The organism is Roseibium polysiphoniae (assembly GCF_014842925.1).
GTDB classification, from domain to species: domain Bacteria; phylum Pseudomonadota; class Alphaproteobacteria; order Rhizobiales; family Stappiaceae; genus Roseibium; species Roseibium polysiphoniae.
In genome coordinates, this window is sequence record NZ_JACYXJ010000003.1 from 613,789 (window position 1) to 633,904 (window position 20,116).

Here is a 20,116-nt window from a genome sequence, read left to right on the forward strand (position 1 = left end):
TGGCGGTCGGCGGCCTTGGTGCGGCCTAGTGGCCTGACAAGGTTGCCTCTTATGTTGAAAACCCTTATGTGAAGCGCACTTGAAAACACCAATGCTTACCTGCCTTGTCTGCAGGAGTGAGCCGGAGACATGATATGATTCACCTGACTTTCCCCGACAATTCCGTTCGCGATTATGACGATGGCACCACTGGCGCCGACGTGGCCGCCGGTATTTCCAAGTCGTTGGCCAAAAAGGCCGTTGCGGTTGCCTTGGATGGAGAGCTGAAAGACCTGTCCGATCCGATTTCCGCTGATGCCAAGATCGAGATCGTGACCCGAGACGACCCTCGTGCGCTGGAACTGATCCGCCACGATGCAGCCCACGTGATGGCCGAAGCTGTGCAGGCACTGTGGCCGGGCACGCAGGTGACGATCGGACCGGTCATCGAGAACGGGTTTTACTACGACTTCAAGCGGGTTCATCCAGATACGAAAGAAGATTGGCCCTTCACGCCCGAGGACCTTCCGGTCATCGAAAAGAAGATGCGCGAGATCATTGGCCGTGGGGATGCGTTCACCAAGGAAGTCTGGAGCCGTGACGAGGCCAAGGCCTTCTTTGCTGAGAAGGGCGAGGACTACAAGGTCGAGCTGATCGACGCGATCCCGGACAATCAGAGCCTGAAGATCTACAAGCAGGGCGATTGGCTCGATCTGTGCCGTGGTCCTCATATGGCCAATACCCGCCAGATCGGCAATGACTTCAAATTGATGAAGGTGGCCGGCGCTTACTGGCGCGGAGACAGCAACAACGAGATGCTGACTCGCATCTACGGCACTGCCTGGTCCTCGGAAAAGGAGCTGAAGGGCTATCTCCACATGCTGGAGGAAGCCGAGAAGCGCGATCACCGCAAGCTTGGCCGCGAGATGGACCTGTTCCACTTCCAGGAAGAGGGACCAGGCGTCGTCTTTTGGCATGCGAAGGGCTGGAGCCTTTTCCAGAGCCTCGTTTCCTACATGCGTCGCCGGCTCGCCGACGACTACCAGGAAGTCAATGCTCCGCAGGTTCTGGACACCTCGCTCTGGGAAACGTCAGGTCACTGGGGCTGGTACAAGGAGAACATGTTCTCGGTACAGTGTGCCGACACGGAAGCAGAAGACACTCGTATTTTCGCGCTGAAGCCGATGAACTGTCCGGGTCATGTCCAGATATTCAAGCATGGTCTGAAGAGCTACCGTGATCTGCCGCTGCGTCTGTCCGAATTCGGCACAGTGCATCGCTATGAGCCATCGGGCGCCATGCATGGCCTGATGCGCGTGCGCGGATTTACACAGGACGACGCCCATATCTTCTGCACTGAAGAGCAGATGGCGGATGAGTGCCTCAAGATCAACGACCTGATCCTGTCCGTCTACAAGGACTTCGGCTTCGAGGAAGTAGTCGTCAAGCTGTCGACCCGCCCGGAGAAGCGCGTCGGGTCCGATGAACTCTGGGATCATGCCGAAGCCGTCATGACCAAGGTTCTCAAGACCATCGAGGAACAATCCGAGGGCCGGATCAAGACCGATATCCTGCCGGGCGAGGGCGCCTTCTATGGTCCCAAGTTCGAGTACACCTTGAAGGATGCCATCGGCCGTGAATGGCAGTGCGGCACGACCCAGGTCGACTTCAACCTGCCGGAGCGGTTTGGTGCTTTCTATGTGGACAGCGACGGCGAAAAGAAAACGCCGGTGATGATCCATCGTGCTATCTGCGGATCCATGGAACGGTTCCTTGGCATTTTGATCGAGAACTTTGCCGGTCATTTCCCACTTTGGATGTCGCCGCTGCAGGTGGTCGTTGCGACGATCACGTCCGAAGCTGACGACTACGGCCGTGAAGTTGCCGCGGAGCTCAAGAAGGCGGGCCTCAGCGTGGAAACGGATTTCCGCAATGAGAAGATCAACTACAAGGTCCGTGAACACTCGCTGGCGAAGGTTCCGGCGATCGTGGTCTGCGGCAGGCGTGAAGCGGAAGAGCGGACTGTGAATGTCCGCCGACTGGGATCCAAGGATCAGACGGCTATGTCTTTGGAGGAAGCCGTTGCGGCCTTCAAGGCCGAGGCTGTTTCGCCGGATCTTAAGTGAATTGTGATGATAAATACGAAAAGCCGCGGGATTTCCTGCGGCTTTTCTTTTGCTCGGTCTATGCTGTCACGAAACCGCAATAGATAACCGGCTATCGGTTCGGAATCATTTTACGCTGCGTTCGAGAGAATTGGATTCGTAATGGACTACGCTGAATTCAGCTATGCCAATCCAGATCATCCCCCTTTGAAGCGGTGGCTCATCCGCTCTATCGAGGGACTCTCGGGCCGTCGTCAGATCCTCAACCTCTACGAGATCTGGAAAGCCTCGACTGTCGGGACGTCTCCACAGATCTGGAGCGACCTGCTCGGGCTGATCAATCTGAATGTTTCTGTTGCTGATGGGGAGTGGCCGCCGAAGGCTCTGCCAGAAGGTCCCCTTGTTCTGATTGCAAATCACCCCTATGGCATTGGCGACGGCCTCGCGATCCTGTCGCTGGCCGAGCAGTTGGGTCGTCCCTTCAAGATCTTGATCAACAACGAGTTGTTGAAAGTTCCCGAAGTGCGGCCTTTCTCGCTGCCGGTTGATTTCGAGGAAACCAAGCAGGCCCTCAAAACCAACATGGAGACGCGCCGGGAGGCTTTACGTCTCTTGAGCGAAGGCACGACCATCATCGTGTTTCCGGGCGGAGGGGTGGCCACAGCGCCCAAGCCATTCGGCCGGGCAGAGGAGCTTCCCTGGAAGACCTTCACCGCAAAAATGATCCGCTCTTCAAAGGCGACCGTGTTGCCGCTTTATTTCGACGGGCAGAATTCCTGGCTCTTTCACCTGGTTTCGCGGTTTTCACTGACGTTGCGATTGGCACTTTATGTGCGTGAGTTCCGGCGAACCCTTGGCACAGCGATTACGGCACGGGCCGGCGCTCCCATTCCGTTCGAGACGCTATCTGGTTTTCGCGACCAGAAAGAGATCATGGATTTCCTCCAGGGTCAGGTCATGCAGCTGGGCAACCCGGACCGGCCGATTTCCTGATGGGACATTTCGCGCTTTCCTCAAGCTGCTGATTGTATTGGATTTATTTTTAGTTCTGACTTTGGATCTGCGGTTTCTTTTCTGACCTGTTACACTTTTTTGCCCTCGCCAGTTTGCCTCTCCACCAGCGCATTGACTCTGATCAAGGCTCTACGATAGGCGCAGCCTAGGCTGCCCATCGGACACCTTGGAGAGCAGAGCAATGACAATCGAGAACATCAGTGGATGCATTGGTTGCGGCCGATGTGTTCATGCCTGTCCGTGTGACGTGATCCGGATAGACAAGGAGAGCGGCAAGGCCGCAATTGTCTATCCGGCCGATTGCCAGATTTGCCATTTGTGCAGAATGAACTGTCCGGTCGATGCCATAACGCTATCACCTGAAAAAACAATTCCGGTCGTCGTGTCGTGGGGATAGAGCCATGAAGGTGATGCTCAGGACATCTGTAATCGTCATTGCCCTGATGGTTTTTCTGGGGCTGCCGATATTGTTCTACTGGCTGGGTGAGTTTCCACGTCGTTCGGTCTTGAAAGAAGCGATCTCGCTGCTGACGCTCTTGGCTTTTTCGCTGATGCTGTCTCAGTTCTTTATGGCGCGTAGCAACCTGAAAGTCATCCAGCTCTTTGATCTGCGGCAGGTTCAACTGGTGCACAAGTTCATTGCCTACGCTGTCATGACCGTCTTGCTCCTGCACCCAGTGCTGATTGTTTTTCCAAGGCTCTTCGAGGCAGGAATTGGTCCATGGCAGGCCTTCAGAACCATGCTGACGACCTTTGAAAACCCTGGAATTTTATTGGGGTTGGCGGCTTGGATCTTGCTTCTGGTTTTGACGCTGACCGCGATTTTTCGCCTGAGGCTAAATTGGGCGCTCGGCATCAAATATAGAAACTGGCGCTATTTTCACGGGCTCTTGAGCGTTCTCGTGACCGCGGTTGCAGTCCTGCATGCGATCAAGCTGGGACGTCATTTCAACCCTTCAATGGTCTTCTTTTCGGTCTCCGTCGCGATCACCGGGGCCGCGATGCTGTTCAAGATGTACCTTTTTCCGCCGACCAAGCCGACCGTGTCAGCAAAACAGACCGTCGGGAGCGAATAAATGACGACGACAGAGCAACAGAGTGGTCCCACGCGCCGTGCGTTTATGGCGATGGGGGGAAGTGCGGCGGGCATGGCGGCGTTGGGCGTCAATGCCGGATGGGGGCAGAACACCTCGGTATCTGATGCAAGTGCATTTACAACGGCGACGCATGATTGCGATGTGTTGGTTATCGGCGGTGGCATGGCAGGGCTTTTTGCTGCGGTGAAGGGGCATGACGCTGGTGCGAAGATCCGAATTGTCTCAAAGGGGCGACTCGGATCTTCCGGTCTGACGCCTTTCGCGAAGGGATTTTTTGCCTTTGATCCGGCGCAGGAAGAGCTCACGCTGGATGAATATGTGGCCGCTGTCTCAAGGTCAGCTCTTGGGACCAACAATCCGGTCTACACGCGGCAAACTGCGGAGCATTCACTTGCGCGTGTCGAAGAGCTGAAAGCCTGGGGTTTCTTTGACAGCAATCTTTACAACAAGTCTTTCATGACGCCGATCGAGGCGCGTGGCATTCCGCTGCATGAGCGCGTGGTTGTGACCCATCTCCTCAAGGACGGTGAAAGGATTGCCGGCGCGGCCGGGTTTCGCCTGGACGCAGAGGAAGTAGTTATCTTCAGGGCCAAGAGCGTGGTTCTGTGCACGGGCGCAGGCGCTTTTAAACCGAACGGTTTTCCGGTCTGTGACCTGACACATGATGGCACCGTGATGGCCTATAACATCGGTGCGAAGGTAACCGGCAAGGAGTGGAACGACGGCCATGTCGGGCGGGCAAAGAACCCGGCGGCCACCTATGATGGCTGGGGGGACATGTTTGATCGCCGGCCTTCATTGGAAGGTGTTGGGATCCGGCATGATCTGGGTGTCGACGCAAACTATCTCGCCTACAAACTTGGCAACCCGGTTGAAGCAGGACCTGGATCTGGACCAGGGAAAAACGTTGCGGGTGGCCCCTTCAGGCCCGTGGAATTTGCCGATAATGGTCCCCCTCCTGGACCTCCGGAAGCCGCTGGGATGGGCGATGGCCCTCCTGCCGGGGGAGGTCCTGGCATCGGCGGCGGACCTCCGGGGATGCGTGGCCCGGCTATGGGGGGGGCATCCGCCGGCATGTCCATTCACAAGTCCGAAGGCCTGGTGCCGATCAATGACCGCTGTGAATCGAATATACCCGGTCTATTCGCGGCTGGTGATGCTCTGGGGTCCCATATGTGTGGCGCAATTTACACTCAGATCGGTTCCTCCTTGGCAGGTTCAGCAGTGCAGGGTGCGGTTGGCGGAGAAGCTGCTGCGGACTATGCCCGCGATGTCGAAACACCCATTCTTGAAGAAACCGAACTTGCTGCCGTTGAGGAAGAGATTCTTGCTCCTCTACGCAGGAAGGCCGGGTATGGCCCGGCATGGGTCACGCAGACCTTGCAAGGCATCATGATCCCGAACTTCGTGCTCTACATTAAGAAGGAGAGCATTCTGAGCGCCGCGCTCGCGTATATCGAGGAGCTGCGCGATCATCATAGCCCCATGTTGCGGGCGGCCGACATGCATGAGCTGCGGCTCGCGCATGAGACTTCAAACATGATTATCAGCGCAGAGATGAAGCTCAGGGCATCGCTCATGCGTAAGGAAAGCCGCTGCAGTCACTACCGTCTGGACTATCCCGATGTAGACGATGAGAACTGGCGGGCATGGATCAATATCTACAAGGATGAGAGTGGGGACATGCGGCTTGAGAAGCAACCGTTTGACACCTGGCCGGCCCAAACATAAGGCTTCGGCCGTTGCGTTTGACCTAAAGTCACGTCGTAGGGTCAGTTCGACAGCTGCGACTTGCTGCTTGCCGTGACAACTTCGACTTCGCGGTTCTCACCTGACGCGACAGAGAAATTGCTGCGAAAGGTCTCGCCGTTGTTGCGGGCGATGACTTCGTATTCCCCGGCAGCCAGAACGAAATCCGGGAAGGCGCCATTGGCTTCAACGACCATGTCTCCGCCTGGGCTGAGAACCGACCAGGATGTGTTTGCGATGGCTTCGCCGCCCGGAGCGTTGACCAGCTTCAAGGTGATATCGGCGGCCTTGTGATAGATCGTCGCCTCGGTCAGCTTGCCCGGAATGACCTGAATGTCCGCGCGCACGACTGCGTTGACCGCGCCGTAGCGGCTAACGACATGATAGGTGTCGGAGTTCAGACGAATGATCTTGCCGGAGTGAACGTCGCTGGCAATCAGATTGCGTTCGCCGCGTTCGTTGAACTCCATGCCATAGATGTCGAAGGTGATCGGGCCTTCGGCCAAAGCCACATCGTCGCTCAAGGCTGCGTCCAGCTTGATGCCGCCAGCGTTCAAGATCACCATCTTGGATTTTACATCGCGGCCCATGACGATGCGATTGGTTGCCGTTGCGTGGCCATAAGCGGTGTGAATGAGATAGGCGCCAGGATCGAGCCTGAATTCGGCATCGCCGCCCTGGGCCGTTGCCACCAATTCAAGACGCCCCTCGTCATTCGTCGTTTCGCTGTAGATGCGCCAGATCAAGCCGTCGTTTAGCGGCTCGCTGTCGCGGGTCAGCTTTGACATCAGGTAGAGCGCGCCTTGCTCGGTCGCCGAGCCGCTGCCCGACAGACTGCGCGTGGAAGGCGCATAGGGCACGAGCGTATCTGAGAACAGTGGCTCAGGTGCTCGGTCCAGCAAATTCTCGATTGCCTCTTCCGGCTCCGTCACGACCGCGTTCGGGTCGGGTTTGGGAGCAGGGGGCATCGGATTCGCCTGGGCCACGGATTGCGCCGAGGCCAGGCCCACTGGTTGCGTTGCGAGCAAAAGAATTGCCAGAAGGCGGAAAACGATATGTGCCGGACTTCTCACGCCGCTTAGCGAGCCTCTTGTGGTTTCAACCATCGTTCCGAATGAACGCAAATATCAGTAATAGCATGCCAGAGCCATACCCTGCACCCGTCTTGTGTGCCGGAAAATCGGACAAATTCAAGTCATAACTGGAAAGTTGACAACTGCGGTCAATGAATTAGGTGAAAGGCACGTTGTTCTCAATTCCTCAAGACAGGCTGCTCCGCGATGTCAACATATTCGCCCCGGCGCCAGGAAGCTCTTGACTTCCTGCTGACCCGTCGTTCGCACCCCTGTGTGACCATGACCGAGCCAGGGCCAGGCGAGAGCGATCTTCGCGATATTCTGACTGTGGCAGCTCGTGTGCCGGACCATGGCAAGCTCGCGCCATGGCGGTTCGTCATCTACCGCGAGGCCAAGCGCGAAATCATCGGGCGAAAGCTGCTGGAGATTTGCGAAGCGGAGAATGGTCCGCTCGATGAGGCGCGCAAGGAACAGGAACTTTCCCGCTTTAGCCGGGCGCCGCTTGTGATCGGTGTGATCAGCACTGCGGCGATCCACCCGAAGATCCCGGTCTGGGAACAGGAGCTTTCCGCTGGCGCGGTCTGCATGAACCTGGTGAGCGCAGCCAGTGCAGCGGGCTACGCTTCGCAATGGCTGAGCGAATGGTATTGCTTTCACGAGACGGCAGCCCGGTATCTGGGCTGCGGCGAAGACGAGCGCTTCGCCGGTTTCATCCACATCGGTACCCCGACACAGGCGCCATTTGAGCGCCCCCGTCCGGATCTGGCCGATATCTGCACTGACTGGTCGGAGACCTGACGCCCAATGTACTACGAAACATCCAAGAACGATCACGGCTTGCCCCACAATCCCTTCAAGGCAATCGTCGCGCCGCGTCCAATCGGCTGGATCTCCACGATCGACAAGGAAGGGCGTCCTAATCTGGCTCCCTACAGCTTTTTCAATGGCATCGGTGACACGCCGCCCATGGTCATGTTCGCATCGACCGGGTTCAAGGATTCCGCGGCCAATATCGCAGAGACCGACGAGTTCGTTTGCAACATGGCAAGTTATGACCTGCGTGATGCCATGAACATCTCCTCTGCGCCGCTGGAGCATGGGGTCTCCGAGTTTGAGCGCGCCGGTCTCGAGATGGCGCCGTCGAAACTGGTGAAAGCGCCGCGTGTTGCTGCGGCCTATACCGCTCTTGAGTGCAAGCACCTGAAGACGGTGCGCATGCAGGATCTGGAGGGCAATGACACCCAGTCGTGGGTGACCTTCGGCCAGGTCGTTGCGGTGCATATCGATGACAGCGTTTTGGTCGACGGTTTGCTGGACCTGACCAAGGTGCGTCCCTTGGCCCGTCTGGGATACAAGGACTACTCCGTTGTCGACGAGCTTTTTCAGATGAGCCGTCCGGCGGTCTAAAGCGACGCGTTCTGCCTCGACAGAGAGGGAAAGGCCGGTGTGCTTGGCGCACCGGCCTTTTTTAATTTTCGCTTTTCCAGGCCTCGGGTGAGACTTGCTGCCGCCCGATTTGTCCGGTTGCCGCTTGCTCATGACATTACCCGCAAATCCACCGCGTTAAGGTTTTGTTAACCTTCTGAGCGCGAAATTAAGGAAATGGTAAACTTTTCATCGGGGAGATTGGTTCATGCTCATAGCTGACACTGCCTCGATCGCGTCTCGGATCGAGCAAGCATTTCAATCAGCAAGCACCTCTACAGGTACGTCCTTCGACTATCTGGTGAAGACAGCTGCCCGCGAATCGTCGTTCAATCCAACAGCCAAAGCCGCGACCTCCAGCGCCACCGGGCTCTTTCAATTCATTGAATCCACCTGGCTGGAAACAATGAAAGAGGCCGGGCCAAAACATGGCCTGGAAAAATATTCGGACCAGATCCAGCGCACCGGCAGCGGCAAATACCGGGTATCTGATCCGGCGGTGCGTCAGGAAATCCTCGACCTTCGCAAGGACCCGGATATCGCATCGGTGATGGCCGGTGCGCTCACTCAGAAAAACGCTGCGCACCTCAGTCGCAAACTCGGACGCCAGCCGAGCGAAGGCGAACTCTACATGGCGCACTTCCTGGGAGCTGGCGGTGCCAACCGTTTGATCCGTGCGTCCGAGGATAGTGCCGAGATGCGGGCGGACAAATTGTTTCCGTCCCAGGCGCGGGCAAACAAGTCGATTTTCTATCACTCGAACGGTGAGGCTCGAACCACTTCGGAGGTTTATGACGTCATCACGAGCAAGCACAGCAATGTCACGATGATTGCGAGTGCCGTGCAGTCCGGTGGCGGTGCGCCTTCGCTGAACGATGTTGCGGCCTTGCCGAACCAGAAGCCCGGGGCGGGGGGGGATGGTCTTGAGGGCGGAGAGGATCTTGCGACGCAGCGCGTGGTGAACGCCTTCCGTGCCACGGAAACGGCTGATCCTTTCGAAGCCTTGTTCCGAACGGGCAACACTTTCGACGAAAAGCCTCTCGGATCCAGGTTCTCCTCTGCCTTTACCGCGGTTGAACAGGCCAGCGCGTTCTCAGCGCTCGGTGCGTCAGATGCCAAGGTTGCGGCTCAGCAATTTGCCTCGTTGGGTTATGAGGGGCCTTTGGACCTGACACGTTTTCTGTCCTACCGGGAAGACCGGGAACAAAACGACCTTCTTCCGCCGGCTTGAAGGCGCCGGCAATAGGCAGCCTCTAGTTTCCTCGTCATTTTTATGGTGAACCGAACGTTAAGTCTTTGATGCCAGCATGGGATCAAAGACTTAGGGCTGTAGTGCGTCATCATGATCATTCACGATTTTCTAAACTGGGTTGAGACTGCGCCGGATGGACCGCGAGCGGAGGCTGCGGGCGCACTTGCGCGCGCCTGGCTTTACTCCGAATTGGATGATGACAGCCGCAAGGGCGCATCTGCGGCGCTGACTGTTCTGCTCGACGATCCTTGTGTCGATGTGCGCATGGCAATTGCGCACAATCTGTGTCGCAGTTCAGATGCCCCTCGGCATATCCTTCTGTCGCTGGCTGAAGACCGGCAGGAGGTTGCAAGCATCGTTCTGGAGACGTCACCGCTCTTTTCCGATGTTGATCTGATCGATGTCCTGGCGAACCCACAGGAAGACCTGCAGCGGGTTGTCGCGAGCCGTCGGGAACTGTCGGCCGCAGTGTCTGCTGCGATCGCGGAGATCGGTGCTGAATCCGCTTGCCGGGCGCTGTTGTCAAACAACTCGGCGAACATTGTGCCAACCAGCCTATTGCGGCTCGCTGAGCGGTTCGAGGACGTCGCGGATCTGCGCGAAGCCTTGCTCAAGCGTCCAGACCTGCCGATGCATATGCGTCATGCGCTCCTGCTTCGTCATGCCAGATCCATCGGAGAGACTGCGCGTGCGGCCGGCGAGCGGGATCAAAACGACGACGAAAATCTGTTGGCGGACGCCTCAGACAAGATCGCCCTTCGCTTGGTTCATGGCGCGTCACATGCCGAGCTGCTCGAGATGTCAGAGTACCTGCGCGCCAGCGGGCATTTGAATACGCGGCTGATGCTGCGGGCTGTCTGCTGTGGCCGGTTCAGGTTCTTTGCAACCGCTCTCGGGCTCTTGTCGGGGGTTCCGGAAGAACGGATTTTCCGGGCGCTCATTGCCGCGCGTCCGTCCGCTTTGCGGGCGGTGATGCGGAAAGCCGGACTGCCGATGCGCTCTCACCAGGCGTTTCTGTTGGCGATTGACATGGCAAGGGAAGGGGGCGCCGATCTCACGGCCGATCTTCCGCTTGATCTTGCTCGGATGTTGACGGAATGCCTGCTTGGCGAACTGCAGGATGAGGCGCTGGGCGCCGACGGCGATATCCTCGCCTTCCTGAGGCGGTTCGCGCTTGAAGTCGCGCGTCTTGAAGCTCGGGCCTATATTCACGGCACGGCACAAAGAGCACTCAGCGCAGCCTAGACCGCAACTTGGCCAGGAGCCCGCCAACTGCAGCGGGCGTCAGCTATTTCTTGAGTTGTGCGAGGTAGTCTTCAGTGACTTCGGTCAGCCGGTCGAGCAGCGCCGATCCCGTCTCGTTCTGATCGTCTTTTGCGCCTTCGGCCACCATCGCACGGATCGCCACGACATATTGCTCGACGAGAGGCAGCGGCAGGGCGGAGGGCGATGGCACTGTTTCAATCAAACGGCAGAAGCTGGCTGCGACGGAGCCGACCAGCGGATAGCCCAACGTTAGTGCCTGACCCTTGATGTTGTGAGCGGACTGATAAAGCGTGTCGAGGTTTTCGGCGGTCAGTCCTTCGCTCTGAACCACATCCCAAGCGGCCATAAGTTCAGCTGCTTCATTGGACATCCAGCCGCCGAAGTTTTGGGAGAGGCGTTCCAGCGCGATTTCTGCCGCTTTGACCGGATCGAACTTGGCTGCCTCGCGCTTGTTCATGATGCGAACCTTCTTGCGCAGGTCACTGGGAGGCGTGACAAGTTCATATTCCTCGCCCTCAAACAAATCGGCAGACATCTCGAATTCCTCATACCGTTCCCGGAGCGTTCATGGAGAAATTGAACATCTGCTCGACGCGCCGACGACGCTTTTCCCCACGACAAGTTGAAGCATTATTGCGCGCGGAGCTTAACAGGGGCTTGTCAGTGAGAATTTGGTAAGGACAAAATTCTCAATAGCGGAACATCTCAGCAAGAATGCGTTCGTCCCATCCGTGATCGGAGTCGAACATCATCAAACCTTCGACTTCGCTGTCCTCGTGAACCGTGACCTTTGCGACATTTCTGATCTCGGTATGATCGGCGGCGGCACTGACTGGTCGCTTCAGCGAATCAAGGACTTCTATGTCGACCTTTGCGCGGTTCGGTAGGAGGGCGCCGCGCCACCTGCGGGGGCGAAATGCACTGATCGGGGTCAGAGCAAGAAGCGACGCCGAGATCGGCAGAATCGGCCCATGGGCAGACAGGTTATAGGCTGTGCTGCCTGCAGGCGTGGCCACCAGACAGCCATCGCAGATCAGCTCCTCCAGGCGAACGCGGTCATCGACCGAAATCTTCAGACGCGCAGCCTGGGATGTCTGCCGTATGAGGGAAACTTCATTGATCGCACGGGCAACGTGGCTGTATCCAGCGTGGTCAACCACCTCCATGCGCAGAGGATGGATCGTGGTGATGTCGGCGCTTTGAAGGCGCTCGCGCAGGTCCTCTTCACGGTATTCGTTCATCAGGAAGCCGACCGATCCCCGGTTCATGCCGTAAATCGGTTTTCCCGTTCCCATGAAGGCGTGGAGGGTTTGCAGCATGAGGCCGTCGCCGCCGAGCGCGATAATGACGTCGGCCTCTTTGGTACGGGCATTGCCATATAGCGCGGAAAGCTTTTGCAGGGCTTCTTGCGCTTCTTCCGTTTCACTGGCCAGAAAAGCGAGCTTGTCACATTTTATCGCTCTTTTTACTTCTGCCTCGAGCTGGCTCATTGCATTCCCCGGTTGGTGGACCCGAACAGATGTTCAAAGGCCTCTTAGCGGCTAATAAACAGCACGAAGCCCTTGAAAGCCAACGCCGATTTTAGGCAAAGCTGTGCTGTGGCCCATTTTTGGCCCACGGGCCATGATCTGCGACCTCTCAAGGGTCAGAAAATATGTGCTGCTCGGGCATCAACTGCCACATTCAGGAAACTCTGTATCAGCCGCAATTCGCGCTTGTCAGCGGACAGGGCAATGCAGTCCCGGTATTGCTCGGACATTTCCTTGATTGGTATCGCGACGAGTTTTTCCGACGGGTAAAGACTGTTTTCCAGCAAGATGCCAAGTCCGAGACCATGGAGGATGGCTTCCTTGACCATCGGAAAGGTCGTTGTCTTGATGATCCGCGGGAACTCAAAGCCGAATTCGCTGATCTTGGCGCGCACCACTTTCTGGGTGAGTGATCCGTCTTCCGGCAGGATCAATGTGTCTGCCTGGAGATCGGCTAGTGAAAGACTTTTTCTCCCGGCCAGCCGGTGATCAGCGGGCATGTGCGCCATATAGGTCGTCCGGCGCAGCTCCTGGGTAAAGAGCGCGTCGCTTTCCTCCGGTTCCGTGACGATCGCTATATCGACATGGCGGTCCGCAACAAGCCCCATCGCTGTGGTCCAGTTGTAAAGTGTGAAGTCGATCTGCACCTTTGGGAACAATTCTCCATAGCGCGAAATGATCGGCATTGCCGGGCGTGGAGCATTCGCGATGATCCGGATGTGCCCGTCTGTCAGTGCGCTGTAATCATTCACCTTCTCCGTCACCAGCTGATCCAGTGTTGCCAGCCGATCCGTGATTCGAAAGAGCTCGCTGCCGGCACGGGTCATCTCGAGACCGTCGCGTCTGCGGACGAAAAGCTGCGTCCCCATGCGCTTTTCCAGGTTGGCGACGTGCTGGGTGATTGAGGACTGGGTGACGGACAGAACGCTTGCGGCTCCGGAAAAGCTCCTTTCGCGGGCAACATAGGTGAAGGCAGTGATTTGGTAGGGGCTTGGACGGTTGTTCATGACAGTTCCATGTTGAACTTCATGAGAAACTCTATCCGTCATTAGCGACGCTAATATTACGTCACAGGCAATTCAATTGAGCTGCATATGGTGCCGCCCGAAAGAAAAGGGAATGGTGTCATGTCTGCGATCAAATTGCGCTCTATCGGCAAGTCTTACGGCACGACCTCGGTTCTTCAGCGGATCGATCTCGACATTCGTTCGGGGGAATTTCTGACACTTGTCGGTCCTTCGGGGTGCGGAAAGTCGACGCTGCTGAGGATCCTTGCTGGTCTTGAGGTGCCGAGCTCCGGTGAAGTCGAGATCGGGGGCATGCCTGTTACTGACGTCCGTCCAGCGAACCGGAATCTGGCGATGGTGTTTCAGTCCTATGCGCTCTACCCGCATCTGACGATCGCCCAGAACATGATGACACCGCTTCGTCTGCGCGATCTGTCGACAGCCGAGCGGTTGCCTTTTGTCGGGCCAATGCTGGGACGCGTGAAGTATCAGCAGATTCAGCAGCAGGTGCAGGAGACGGCCAAAGTTCTAAGGATTGAAGCGCTTCTAGACCGCAAACCGGGTCAGTTGTCGGGCGGTCAACGGCAGCGTGCAGCTCTTGGGCGTGCGATGGTGCGCAAGCCAGTCGCCTTTTTGATGGATGAGCCGCTGTCCAACCTGGATGCAGCGCTGCGCATTCACATGCGCTCCGAGCTTGCGGAGCTCCACCGGTCACTTCAAGCCACCTTCGTTTATGTGACCCACGATCAGGCGGAGGCGCTGACCATGTCTGACCGCATGGCGGTGATGATGGATGGCAACATCCTGCAGCTCGGCGCACCGGATGAGGTTTACAACGATCCGCAAGACATTCGTGTTGCCGAGTTCGTCGGCGCGCCAAAAATCAATCTGCTCGCAGGCAACCTGGACAGTGATGGCCACGCGCGCTGCGGCGAGGTTGTCCTATCAAGGGTGACCGCGTCGCGAGCCTCCGAAAAGGTAAGCATTGGCTTGCGGCCTGAGCATCTGGCGCTTTGCGCCGCGAGTGAGCCCGGATGCCTGTCAGGCCGGGTCGTTCACAAGGAAAACCTTGGCGCTGATATCTACCTGCACGTGGCCATTGATGACGGGCTTCATCGCATGGTGGTGCGGACCACGCCGCAGGAAGGCGTCTCCGTTTCGCTGGGATCGGATGTCTCTTTCCATCGTCTGCACGGCCAGGCGATGGTCTTCGGCGCGGATGGAAAACGCATTCAGCTGGCCGACGCCATGTCATCCCAGGTGCCGGAGGTCGCATGATGCCCCGCTCCAACGCGCATATGTGGTTCGTCGGACCTGCGCTTATCTTGATGTTCGTCATTCTGCTGCTGCCGATCGGCATGGCCGGGGTCTTGAGCCTGACGGACTATAGTCTCGGCAACGCCGGTGCCTCCTGGGTCGGGCTGGACAACTACGAGAAGATCTTCACGCGCTCGACCTATGCAAAGATGTTCGGCGCGACGTTCCGATATGTCTTTGTTGTGGTGCCTCTCTCGGTTGGTCTGGGGCTTGGTGCTGCTCTGCTCATCCATTCCACCAAGCGCTTCGGTGATCTCTACAAGACGATCTACTTTCTACCGGTCATGGCTGCGTTGATCGCGATGGCGATCGTGTGGGAGTTCGCGCTTCATCCAACCATCGGTCTGGTGAATTCTACGCTTGAGCAGGGCTGCGGCACGTTTCTGGAAAGTTGGGGCTGGTTCGCGCAAGGGTGTGAGCGCGGCTTCCCACTTTGGCTGACGGACCGCAAATATGCGATCTGGGTGGTCTCCTTCATCGGCGTCTGGCAGGGCTTCGGCTTCAATATGGTGCTCTACCTCGCCGGCCTTACGTCGGTGCCACGCGAACTCTATCAAGCGGCCGAAATGGATGGAGCGAAGTCCAGTTGGGACCGGTTCCGCCTTGTCACCTGGCCCATGCTTGGCCCGACGACGGTCTTCGTCGTGACCATTTCCTTCATCCGCTCGTTTCAGGTCTTCGACACAGTCGAGGCCTTCTATCCACAGGGCGGCGGACCGTCGAAGTCGGTCTACGTCATGATGTTCGCCATCTACGAGAAGGCCATCCAGCAGAATCTCATGGGAATCGGTGCCGCCATAACGGTCGTCTTCCTCGCCTTCGTCATGATCCTCACCATCATCCAGAGATGGCTGGTGGAAAGAAAGGTTCACTACACATGACCGATCTTTCAATGGCCCCTTCGGGCTTGGCCGGTCGCTCGACTTTTCGTTTCTCCACGACGGAGACGCTGAAGCACGTCGTGCTGATCCTTGGCGCGATCATCGTGCTGATGCCGTTTTACGTCATGGTCAGCTACAGCTTGAAGAGCCCGGCCGAGATCATGCAGAACACTGGCGGGTTCTTTGGTTTGCAAGAAGCTTTCCGGGATGACTACTGCATCAAGCTCGGCAATGCCGTGGCCGACTGCATGGTGACGCCGGCCATCTACAACTACACGACGGCCTTCGCGAAAGCGCCGCTGCTGCGCTACCTGCTGAACGGGGTCGTGATTACGGCGTCCATCTTCTTTATCCAGGTGCTGGTCGCGCTCCCTTGCGCCTATGCGCTTGCCAAGCTGCGCTTCTGGGGCAGGGAGGCCGTGTTCGGACTGGTGCTGTTCTGCCTGCTGATCCCGGTACATGCCATCGCGCTGCCGCTTTACATCATGCTGGCCAAACTGGGGCTCACGAACAGCTATGCGGCTCTTGTGGTGCCCTGGAGCATTTCCGTTTTCGGCATTTTCCTGATGCGCCAGTTTTTCATGACGGTTCCGGACGATCTGATCGACGCTGCACGGATGGACGGCATGAGCGAGTTTTCGATCATCTGGAATGTCATGCTGCCGACGGCGGTTCCAGCGCTCCTGGCCTTCGCCATCTTCTCGGTGGTGGCCCACTGGAATGACTACTTCTGGCCGCGCATCGTCATCACCGGCAACCGCGATCTGTTCACGCCGCCGCTCGGATTGCGGGAGTTCAAGGGCGACGCAGACGGAGACAACTTCGGTCCGATGATGGCGACGGCGACGATCATCGTCACACCGCTCATTGTTGCCTTCCTGATCGCGCAACGGCGCTTCATCGAAGGCATCACATTGAGCGGGATGAAGTGAGCGAAAGAGAATTCGGGGCCGCCGCGTGGCAGCCCCGCTACCGAAATCCCGAATGGGATCAACCGGGAACGGGCGAGTTTGGCGACCTGACCGCTCCCACGGCAATACCACGGAGAGTTCCATGAAAAAGTGCCTGACTGCAATAGCGTTTCTTCTGGCCGCCGGCACGGCGAACGCAGAAGAAAAGATCACGATCGAATTCGCGTACCCGTACAGCCATCTTTTCGATGTCACCTACGAAAAGATCATGCCGCTTTTCAACGAAAAGTATCCGAACATCGAAGTGAAGATGCGTGCGGCTTATGAGTCCTACGAAGACGCTTCCAACACCATTCTGCGTGAAGCTGTCGCTGGCGAACTGCCGGATGTCACCATGCAGGGTCTGAACCGTCAGGCGATCCTGGTCGAGAAGGGCATTGCCAAGTCTCTCGAGCCTTTCATCGTGCGCGAAGAAGACTTCGCCAAGGACGGCTATCACGACGCGATGCTGAAGCTGGGCACGTTCAACAACGAAGTTCACGGCCTGCCGTTCTCCGTTTCCCTGCCGGTCGGCTATTACAACATGGACGTGATGGCCAAGGCTGGCATCACCTCTGCCGATCAGCTGCCGAAAACCTGGGATGAAGTCGTCGCAACTTGCGGCAAGCTGCGTGAAGCTGGCGTCAAGAACCCGATGTTCTGGGGCTGGAACATCACCGGCAACTGGTTCCTTCAGGCTCTGATGTGGTCGCAGGACAAGCCGACCATGGAAGGCAACGAGTTCCAGCTGGCTTCCGACGAAGGCCTGACAGCTCTGAACACCATGAAGTCCATCTTCCGTGGCTGTGAAATGCAGAACATCGAGTGGAAGGCTGCGCTTGCATCTTTCTCCGCCGGTGAAATCGGCATGATGTTCTGGTCGACGTCCGCTCTGGGTGCCGTTGAGCGTTCAAAGGGTGACTTCGAACTGAAGACCAACGAATTCCCGGGTCTTGAAGCGACTGGTCCTAAGGGTCTGCCGGCTGGCGGCAACTCCGCGATGCTCGTTTCCACATCAGACGACCCCAAGGAACTGGACGCTGCCTGGAAATGGCTGAAGTTCATCACATCCGGTCAGGGTGCTGCTGAAGTTGCCCGCACCACAGGCTACATGCCGCCGAACAAGGCTGCCAACGAAGTGATCCTTGCCGATTTCTACAAGGAAAACCCGAACAAGGAGACAGCTGTTCGTCAGCTGCCGCTTCTGCGCGACTGGCAGGCCTACCCAGGCGACAACGGTCTGGCTGCAACCCAGGTCATCTATGACGGCCTGGAAGGCATCGTTTCAGGTGAATACGACGACATGAGCGAACTTCAGGAGCAGATCTCCGAAGAAGTTCAGGACCTGCTGCCTTCCAGCAACTAAGTCCCTCCGAACTGAGCGCCGTCCGGTTTTCCGGGCGGCGTTTTCTTAAAAAAGACAAATAATAGGACTGGCCTCATGAAGCTCGTTCAAATGACCGACATCCACCTCACAGCGCCCGGAAAGACAATCTCAGGCCGGGAGCCGACCGAGAACTTCAAGAAGGCGCTCGTGCACGCGCTGGACAATCACTCGGATGCCGACGCACTGGTGATCACCGGTGATCTATCCGACTGGGGCGATCTTGAGGACTACCAGCGCCTGAGGGACATCTTGTCCAGCGTGCCGATGCCGGTCCGCCTTTGCATTGGCAACCACGACGAGCGTGAGACGTTCCTTTCGGTGTTTCCTGATCTCGCCGGCGAGAATGGTTTCGTTCAATCAGCCTTTGACTTGCCCCTGGGCGTGGGGATCACGTTGGATACTTGGGGTCCAGGAAGCCACGCAGGTCATTTTTGTGAGAAACGCCTTTCCTGGTTGGATGAAAAACTATCCGCAACCGACGGAAAGATTTGGATTTTCATGCATCACAATCCGGTTCCGATCGGTATTGCTCCAATGGACAAGATCATGTTGCAGGATGCCGAGGCTTTCGCTGCGGTCATCGCCCGGCACGCTGACAAGATCGCGCATATCTTCCATGGTCATTGCCATTTGCCACTGTCCGGATCTTTGCACGGCGTTCCGTTCAGTGCGCCGCGCGGGACCAATCACGCTGGATGGCCTGATTTCAAGGCCGAGCGCTCGCTCAGCAGTTCCGATCTGCCGGAAGCCTATGCGGTGATCCTTGCCAATGAGACCAGCACCATGGTGCATATGGTCGAATATGGCTACGCAGGGGACATCCGCAACGAAGGGTCACCAGACTATGCAGACTGGGACCGGCTGACGATGATCCGATAAGTCTGCCGTGAATGCCGGGGAGCGCCTGAACAACGCTGGGCGCTTCTAGGTGGGCGTCTGCGTTGGCTGGCGTGTGAAGCCGGAGATGTCCGATGTCTCTTCCAGATCCCGTTCGATTTCCACCGGACTGGCGGCAAATGCGCAGATCAGGCGGGCGACGGACTCCAGCGCATCGTAGTGAATGCGCTCATAGCCATGCGAAGCGTCGACGCCGAATGTGATCAGCGCGGTTCGAACATCTGCGCCAGCCTCCAGTGCACTGGCGGAGTCTGATCGGTAGTGACGGAAGACATCCTTCTGATAGTCAATGTCATTTTCGATGCAGAGGTGCTTCAGTTTCTTCGTCAGATGATAGTCGAAAGGGCCCGTCTGATCGGCCATTGAGATGGTGACGCCGAACTCCCTGGAGCTTTGGCCGGGGGCTGTCGTGCCGTTGTCGATGGTCAGCATGGAGGCGACTTCCGGCGTTAGGATCGACGCGGCCCCTACGCCGACCTCCTCGGCGATGGTGAAGAGCCAATGGACTTCGACCGGAGGCTGGATGTCGGATTGTCTGATGGCCTTGAGCGCGGCGAGGGTTGTTGCGACACCTGCATTGTCGTCCAGGTGACGCGATACGATGAAGCCGTTTTCGAGAAACTCGGTCTGGGGATCAATGGCGACGATATCACCGACCTCGATGCCCAATGCGGCTGTTTCATCGAATGACGACGTGATGTCATCAATCCTCAGCTCGACGTGCTCCCAGCCGACAGGTTGGGTGTCGATTTCCTCGTTGAACGCGTGACCTGAGGCTTTCAGCGGCAGGATCGTGCCGCGGGATGGGCCGGCTTCGGAAAAGATCGTTGCTCTGGCGCCTTCTGCAAACCGTGCAGACCAATGGCCGATGGGGGCGAGCGACAGCCGGCCGTTTGCCTTGAGCTGCCGAACCTGGGCGCCGAGCGTGTCGAGATGGGAGACGATCGCCCTGGCACCACGTTCTTCGGGCGCAGGCAGCACAGCCCTGATGGCACCACGCCGCGTCAGTTCGACCGTCAGGCCGAGCTTGCCGAGTTCGGCAGAGACGAACCTGACGATGGTGTCGGTGAACCCTGTGGGACTCGGGATTTCAAGCAGCTTCTCGAGCGTTTCTATCAGATATTGCCGGTCGATTGGAAGGGGCTTGTCCTTAGATGATGTCACTGTCTTGCCACTCTTGTCTTG

19 protein-coding genes are annotated in these 20,116 nt (G+C 57.5%); 14 read left to right on the forward strand and 5 right to left on the reverse strand.

Going from position 1 to position 20,116, the window contains the following annotated elements:
• The first annotated feature begins 134 nt into the window (after positions 1-134).
• From thrS to IG617_RS09855, 5 genes are all read left to right on the forward strand, one after another.
• Positions 135-2,105, forward strand: a complete 1,971-nt coding sequence (gene thrS, locus IG617_RS09835) for a threonine--tRNA ligase (protein ID WP_192109030.1) — start codon at positions 135-137, stop codon at positions 2,103-2,105.
• A gap of 141 nt (positions 2,106-2,246) precedes the next feature.
• Positions 2,247-3,077, forward strand: coding sequence for a lysophospholipid acyltransferase family protein (locus IG617_RS09840; protein WP_192109031.1), 831 nt, complete (start codon positions 2,247-2,249; stop codon positions 3,075-3,077).
• Positions 3,078-3,279: 202 nt separating this feature from the next.
• On the forward strand, positions 3,280-3,495 hold the full coding sequence (locus IG617_RS21935) for a 4Fe-4S dicluster domain-containing protein (RefSeq protein WP_192109032.1): 216 nt from the start codon (positions 3,280-3,282) through the stop codon (positions 3,493-3,495).
• A gap of 4 nt (positions 3,496-3,499) precedes the next feature.
• The gene (locus IG617_RS09850) at positions 3,500-4,174 is read left to right on the forward strand and encodes a ferric reductase-like transmembrane domain-containing protein (RefSeq protein ID WP_192109033.1); all 675 of its coding nucleotides are present in this window, start codon (positions 3,500-3,502) and stop codon (positions 4,172-4,174) included.
• Positions 4,175-5,926 carry an FAD-dependent oxidoreductase gene (locus IG617_RS09855; RefSeq protein WP_192109034.1) on the forward strand — a complete coding sequence of 584 codons (1,752 nt, stop codon included), beginning with the start codon at positions 4,175-4,177 and terminating at the stop codon, positions 5,924-5,926.
• A 41-nt stretch (positions 5,927-5,967) separates the two neighbouring features.
• On the opposite strand, the gene IG617_RS09860 is transcribed toward IG617_RS09855, so the two are convergent.
• Positions 5,968-6,912, reverse strand: coding sequence for a hypothetical protein (locus tag IG617_RS09860; protein ID WP_209008381.1), 945 nt, complete (start codon positions 6,910-6,912; stop codon positions 5,968-5,970).
• Between the two features lie 312 nt (positions 6,913-7,224).
• Here IG617_RS09860 and IG617_RS09865 point away from each other — a divergent pair, with 312 nt between their 5' ends.
• From IG617_RS09865 to IG617_RS09880, 4 genes are all read left to right on the forward strand, one after another.
• On the forward strand, positions 7,225-7,818 hold the full coding sequence (locus tag IG617_RS09865) for a nitroreductase family protein (protein WP_192109035.1): 594 nt from the start codon (positions 7,225-7,227) through the stop codon (positions 7,816-7,818).
• 6 nt (positions 7,819-7,824) lie between these two features.
• Positions 7,825-8,427 carry a flavin reductase family protein gene (locus IG617_RS09870; RefSeq protein ID WP_192109036.1) on the forward strand — a complete coding sequence of 201 codons (603 nt, stop codon included), beginning with the start codon at positions 7,825-7,827 and terminating at the stop codon, positions 8,425-8,427.
• A gap of 226 nt (positions 8,428-8,653) precedes the next feature.
• Complete coding sequence (locus tag IG617_RS09875) at positions 8,654-9,676, forward strand: transglycosylase SLT domain-containing protein (RefSeq protein ID WP_192109037.1); 1,023 nt, start codon at positions 8,654-8,656, stop codon at positions 9,674-9,676.
• A 111-nt stretch (positions 9,677-9,787) separates the two neighbouring features.
• Positions 9,788-10,942 carry a DUF2336 domain-containing protein gene (locus tag IG617_RS09880; RefSeq protein ID WP_192109038.1) on the forward strand — a complete coding sequence of 385 codons (1,155 nt, stop codon included), beginning with the start codon at positions 9,788-9,790 and terminating at the stop codon, positions 10,940-10,942.
• Positions 10,943-10,985: 43 nt separating this feature from the next.
• On the opposite strand, the gene IG617_RS09885 is transcribed toward IG617_RS09880, so the two are convergent.
• The 3 genes from IG617_RS09885 to IG617_RS09895 form a co-directional block, all read right to left on the reverse strand.
• Complete coding sequence (locus IG617_RS09885) at positions 10,986-11,498, reverse strand: Hpt domain-containing protein (RefSeq protein ID WP_192109039.1); 513 nt, start codon at positions 11,496-11,498, stop codon at positions 10,986-10,988.
• Positions 11,499-11,652: 154 nt separating this feature from the next.
• The gene (locus tag IG617_RS09890; protein WP_192109040.1) at positions 11,653-12,453 is read right to left on the reverse strand and encodes an NAD kinase; all 801 of its coding nucleotides are present in this window, start codon (positions 12,451-12,453) and stop codon (positions 11,653-11,655) included.
• 155 nt (positions 12,454-12,608) lie between these two features.
• Positions 12,609-13,499 carry a LysR family transcriptional regulator gene (locus IG617_RS09895; RefSeq protein WP_162009355.1) on the reverse strand — a complete coding sequence of 297 codons (891 nt, stop codon included), beginning with the start codon at positions 13,497-13,499 and terminating at the stop codon, positions 12,609-12,611.
• 120 nt (positions 13,500-13,619) lie between these two features.
• On the opposite strand from IG617_RS09895, the gene IG617_RS09900 reads away from it, so the two are divergent.
• The 5 genes from IG617_RS09900 (at position 13,620) to IG617_RS09920 (ending at position 18,913) form a co-directional block, all read left to right on the forward strand.
• Entirely contained in the window at positions 13,620-14,777 is a 1,158-nt protein-coding gene (locus tag IG617_RS09900; protein WP_192109041.1) for an ABC transporter ATP-binding protein, read from the forward strand.
• Entirely contained in the window at positions 14,774-15,697 is a 924-nt protein-coding gene (locus IG617_RS09905) for a carbohydrate ABC transporter permease (RefSeq protein ID WP_254170488.1), read from the forward strand. The genes IG617_RS09900 and IG617_RS09905 overlap by 4 nt, the downstream gene beginning before the upstream one ends.
• Complete coding sequence (locus IG617_RS09910) at positions 15,694-16,629, forward strand: carbohydrate ABC transporter permease (RefSeq protein WP_192109042.1); 936 nt, start codon at positions 15,694-15,696, stop codon at positions 16,627-16,629. Before IG617_RS09905 ends, IG617_RS09910 begins: the two co-directional genes overlap by 4 nt.
• Positions 16,630-16,750: 121 nt before the next feature.
• Positions 16,751-18,013, forward strand: coding sequence for an extracellular solute-binding protein (locus IG617_RS09915; protein WP_192109043.1), 1,263 nt, complete (start codon positions 16,751-16,753; stop codon positions 18,011-18,013).
• Positions 18,014-18,088: 75 nt separating this feature from the next.
• On the forward strand, positions 18,089-18,913 hold the full coding sequence (locus tag IG617_RS09920) for a phosphodiesterase (protein WP_192109044.1): 825 nt from the start codon (positions 18,089-18,091) through the stop codon (positions 18,911-18,913).
• Between the two features lie 45 nt (positions 18,914-18,958).
• On the opposite strand, the gene IG617_RS09925 is transcribed toward IG617_RS09920, so the two are convergent.
• The gene (locus IG617_RS09925) at positions 18,959-20,095 is read right to left on the reverse strand and encodes an osmoprotectant NAGGN system M42 family peptidase (protein ID WP_192109045.1); all 1,137 of its coding nucleotides are present in this window, start codon (positions 20,093-20,095) and stop codon (positions 18,959-18,961) included.
• Positions 20,096-20,116: the final 21 nt, after the last annotated feature.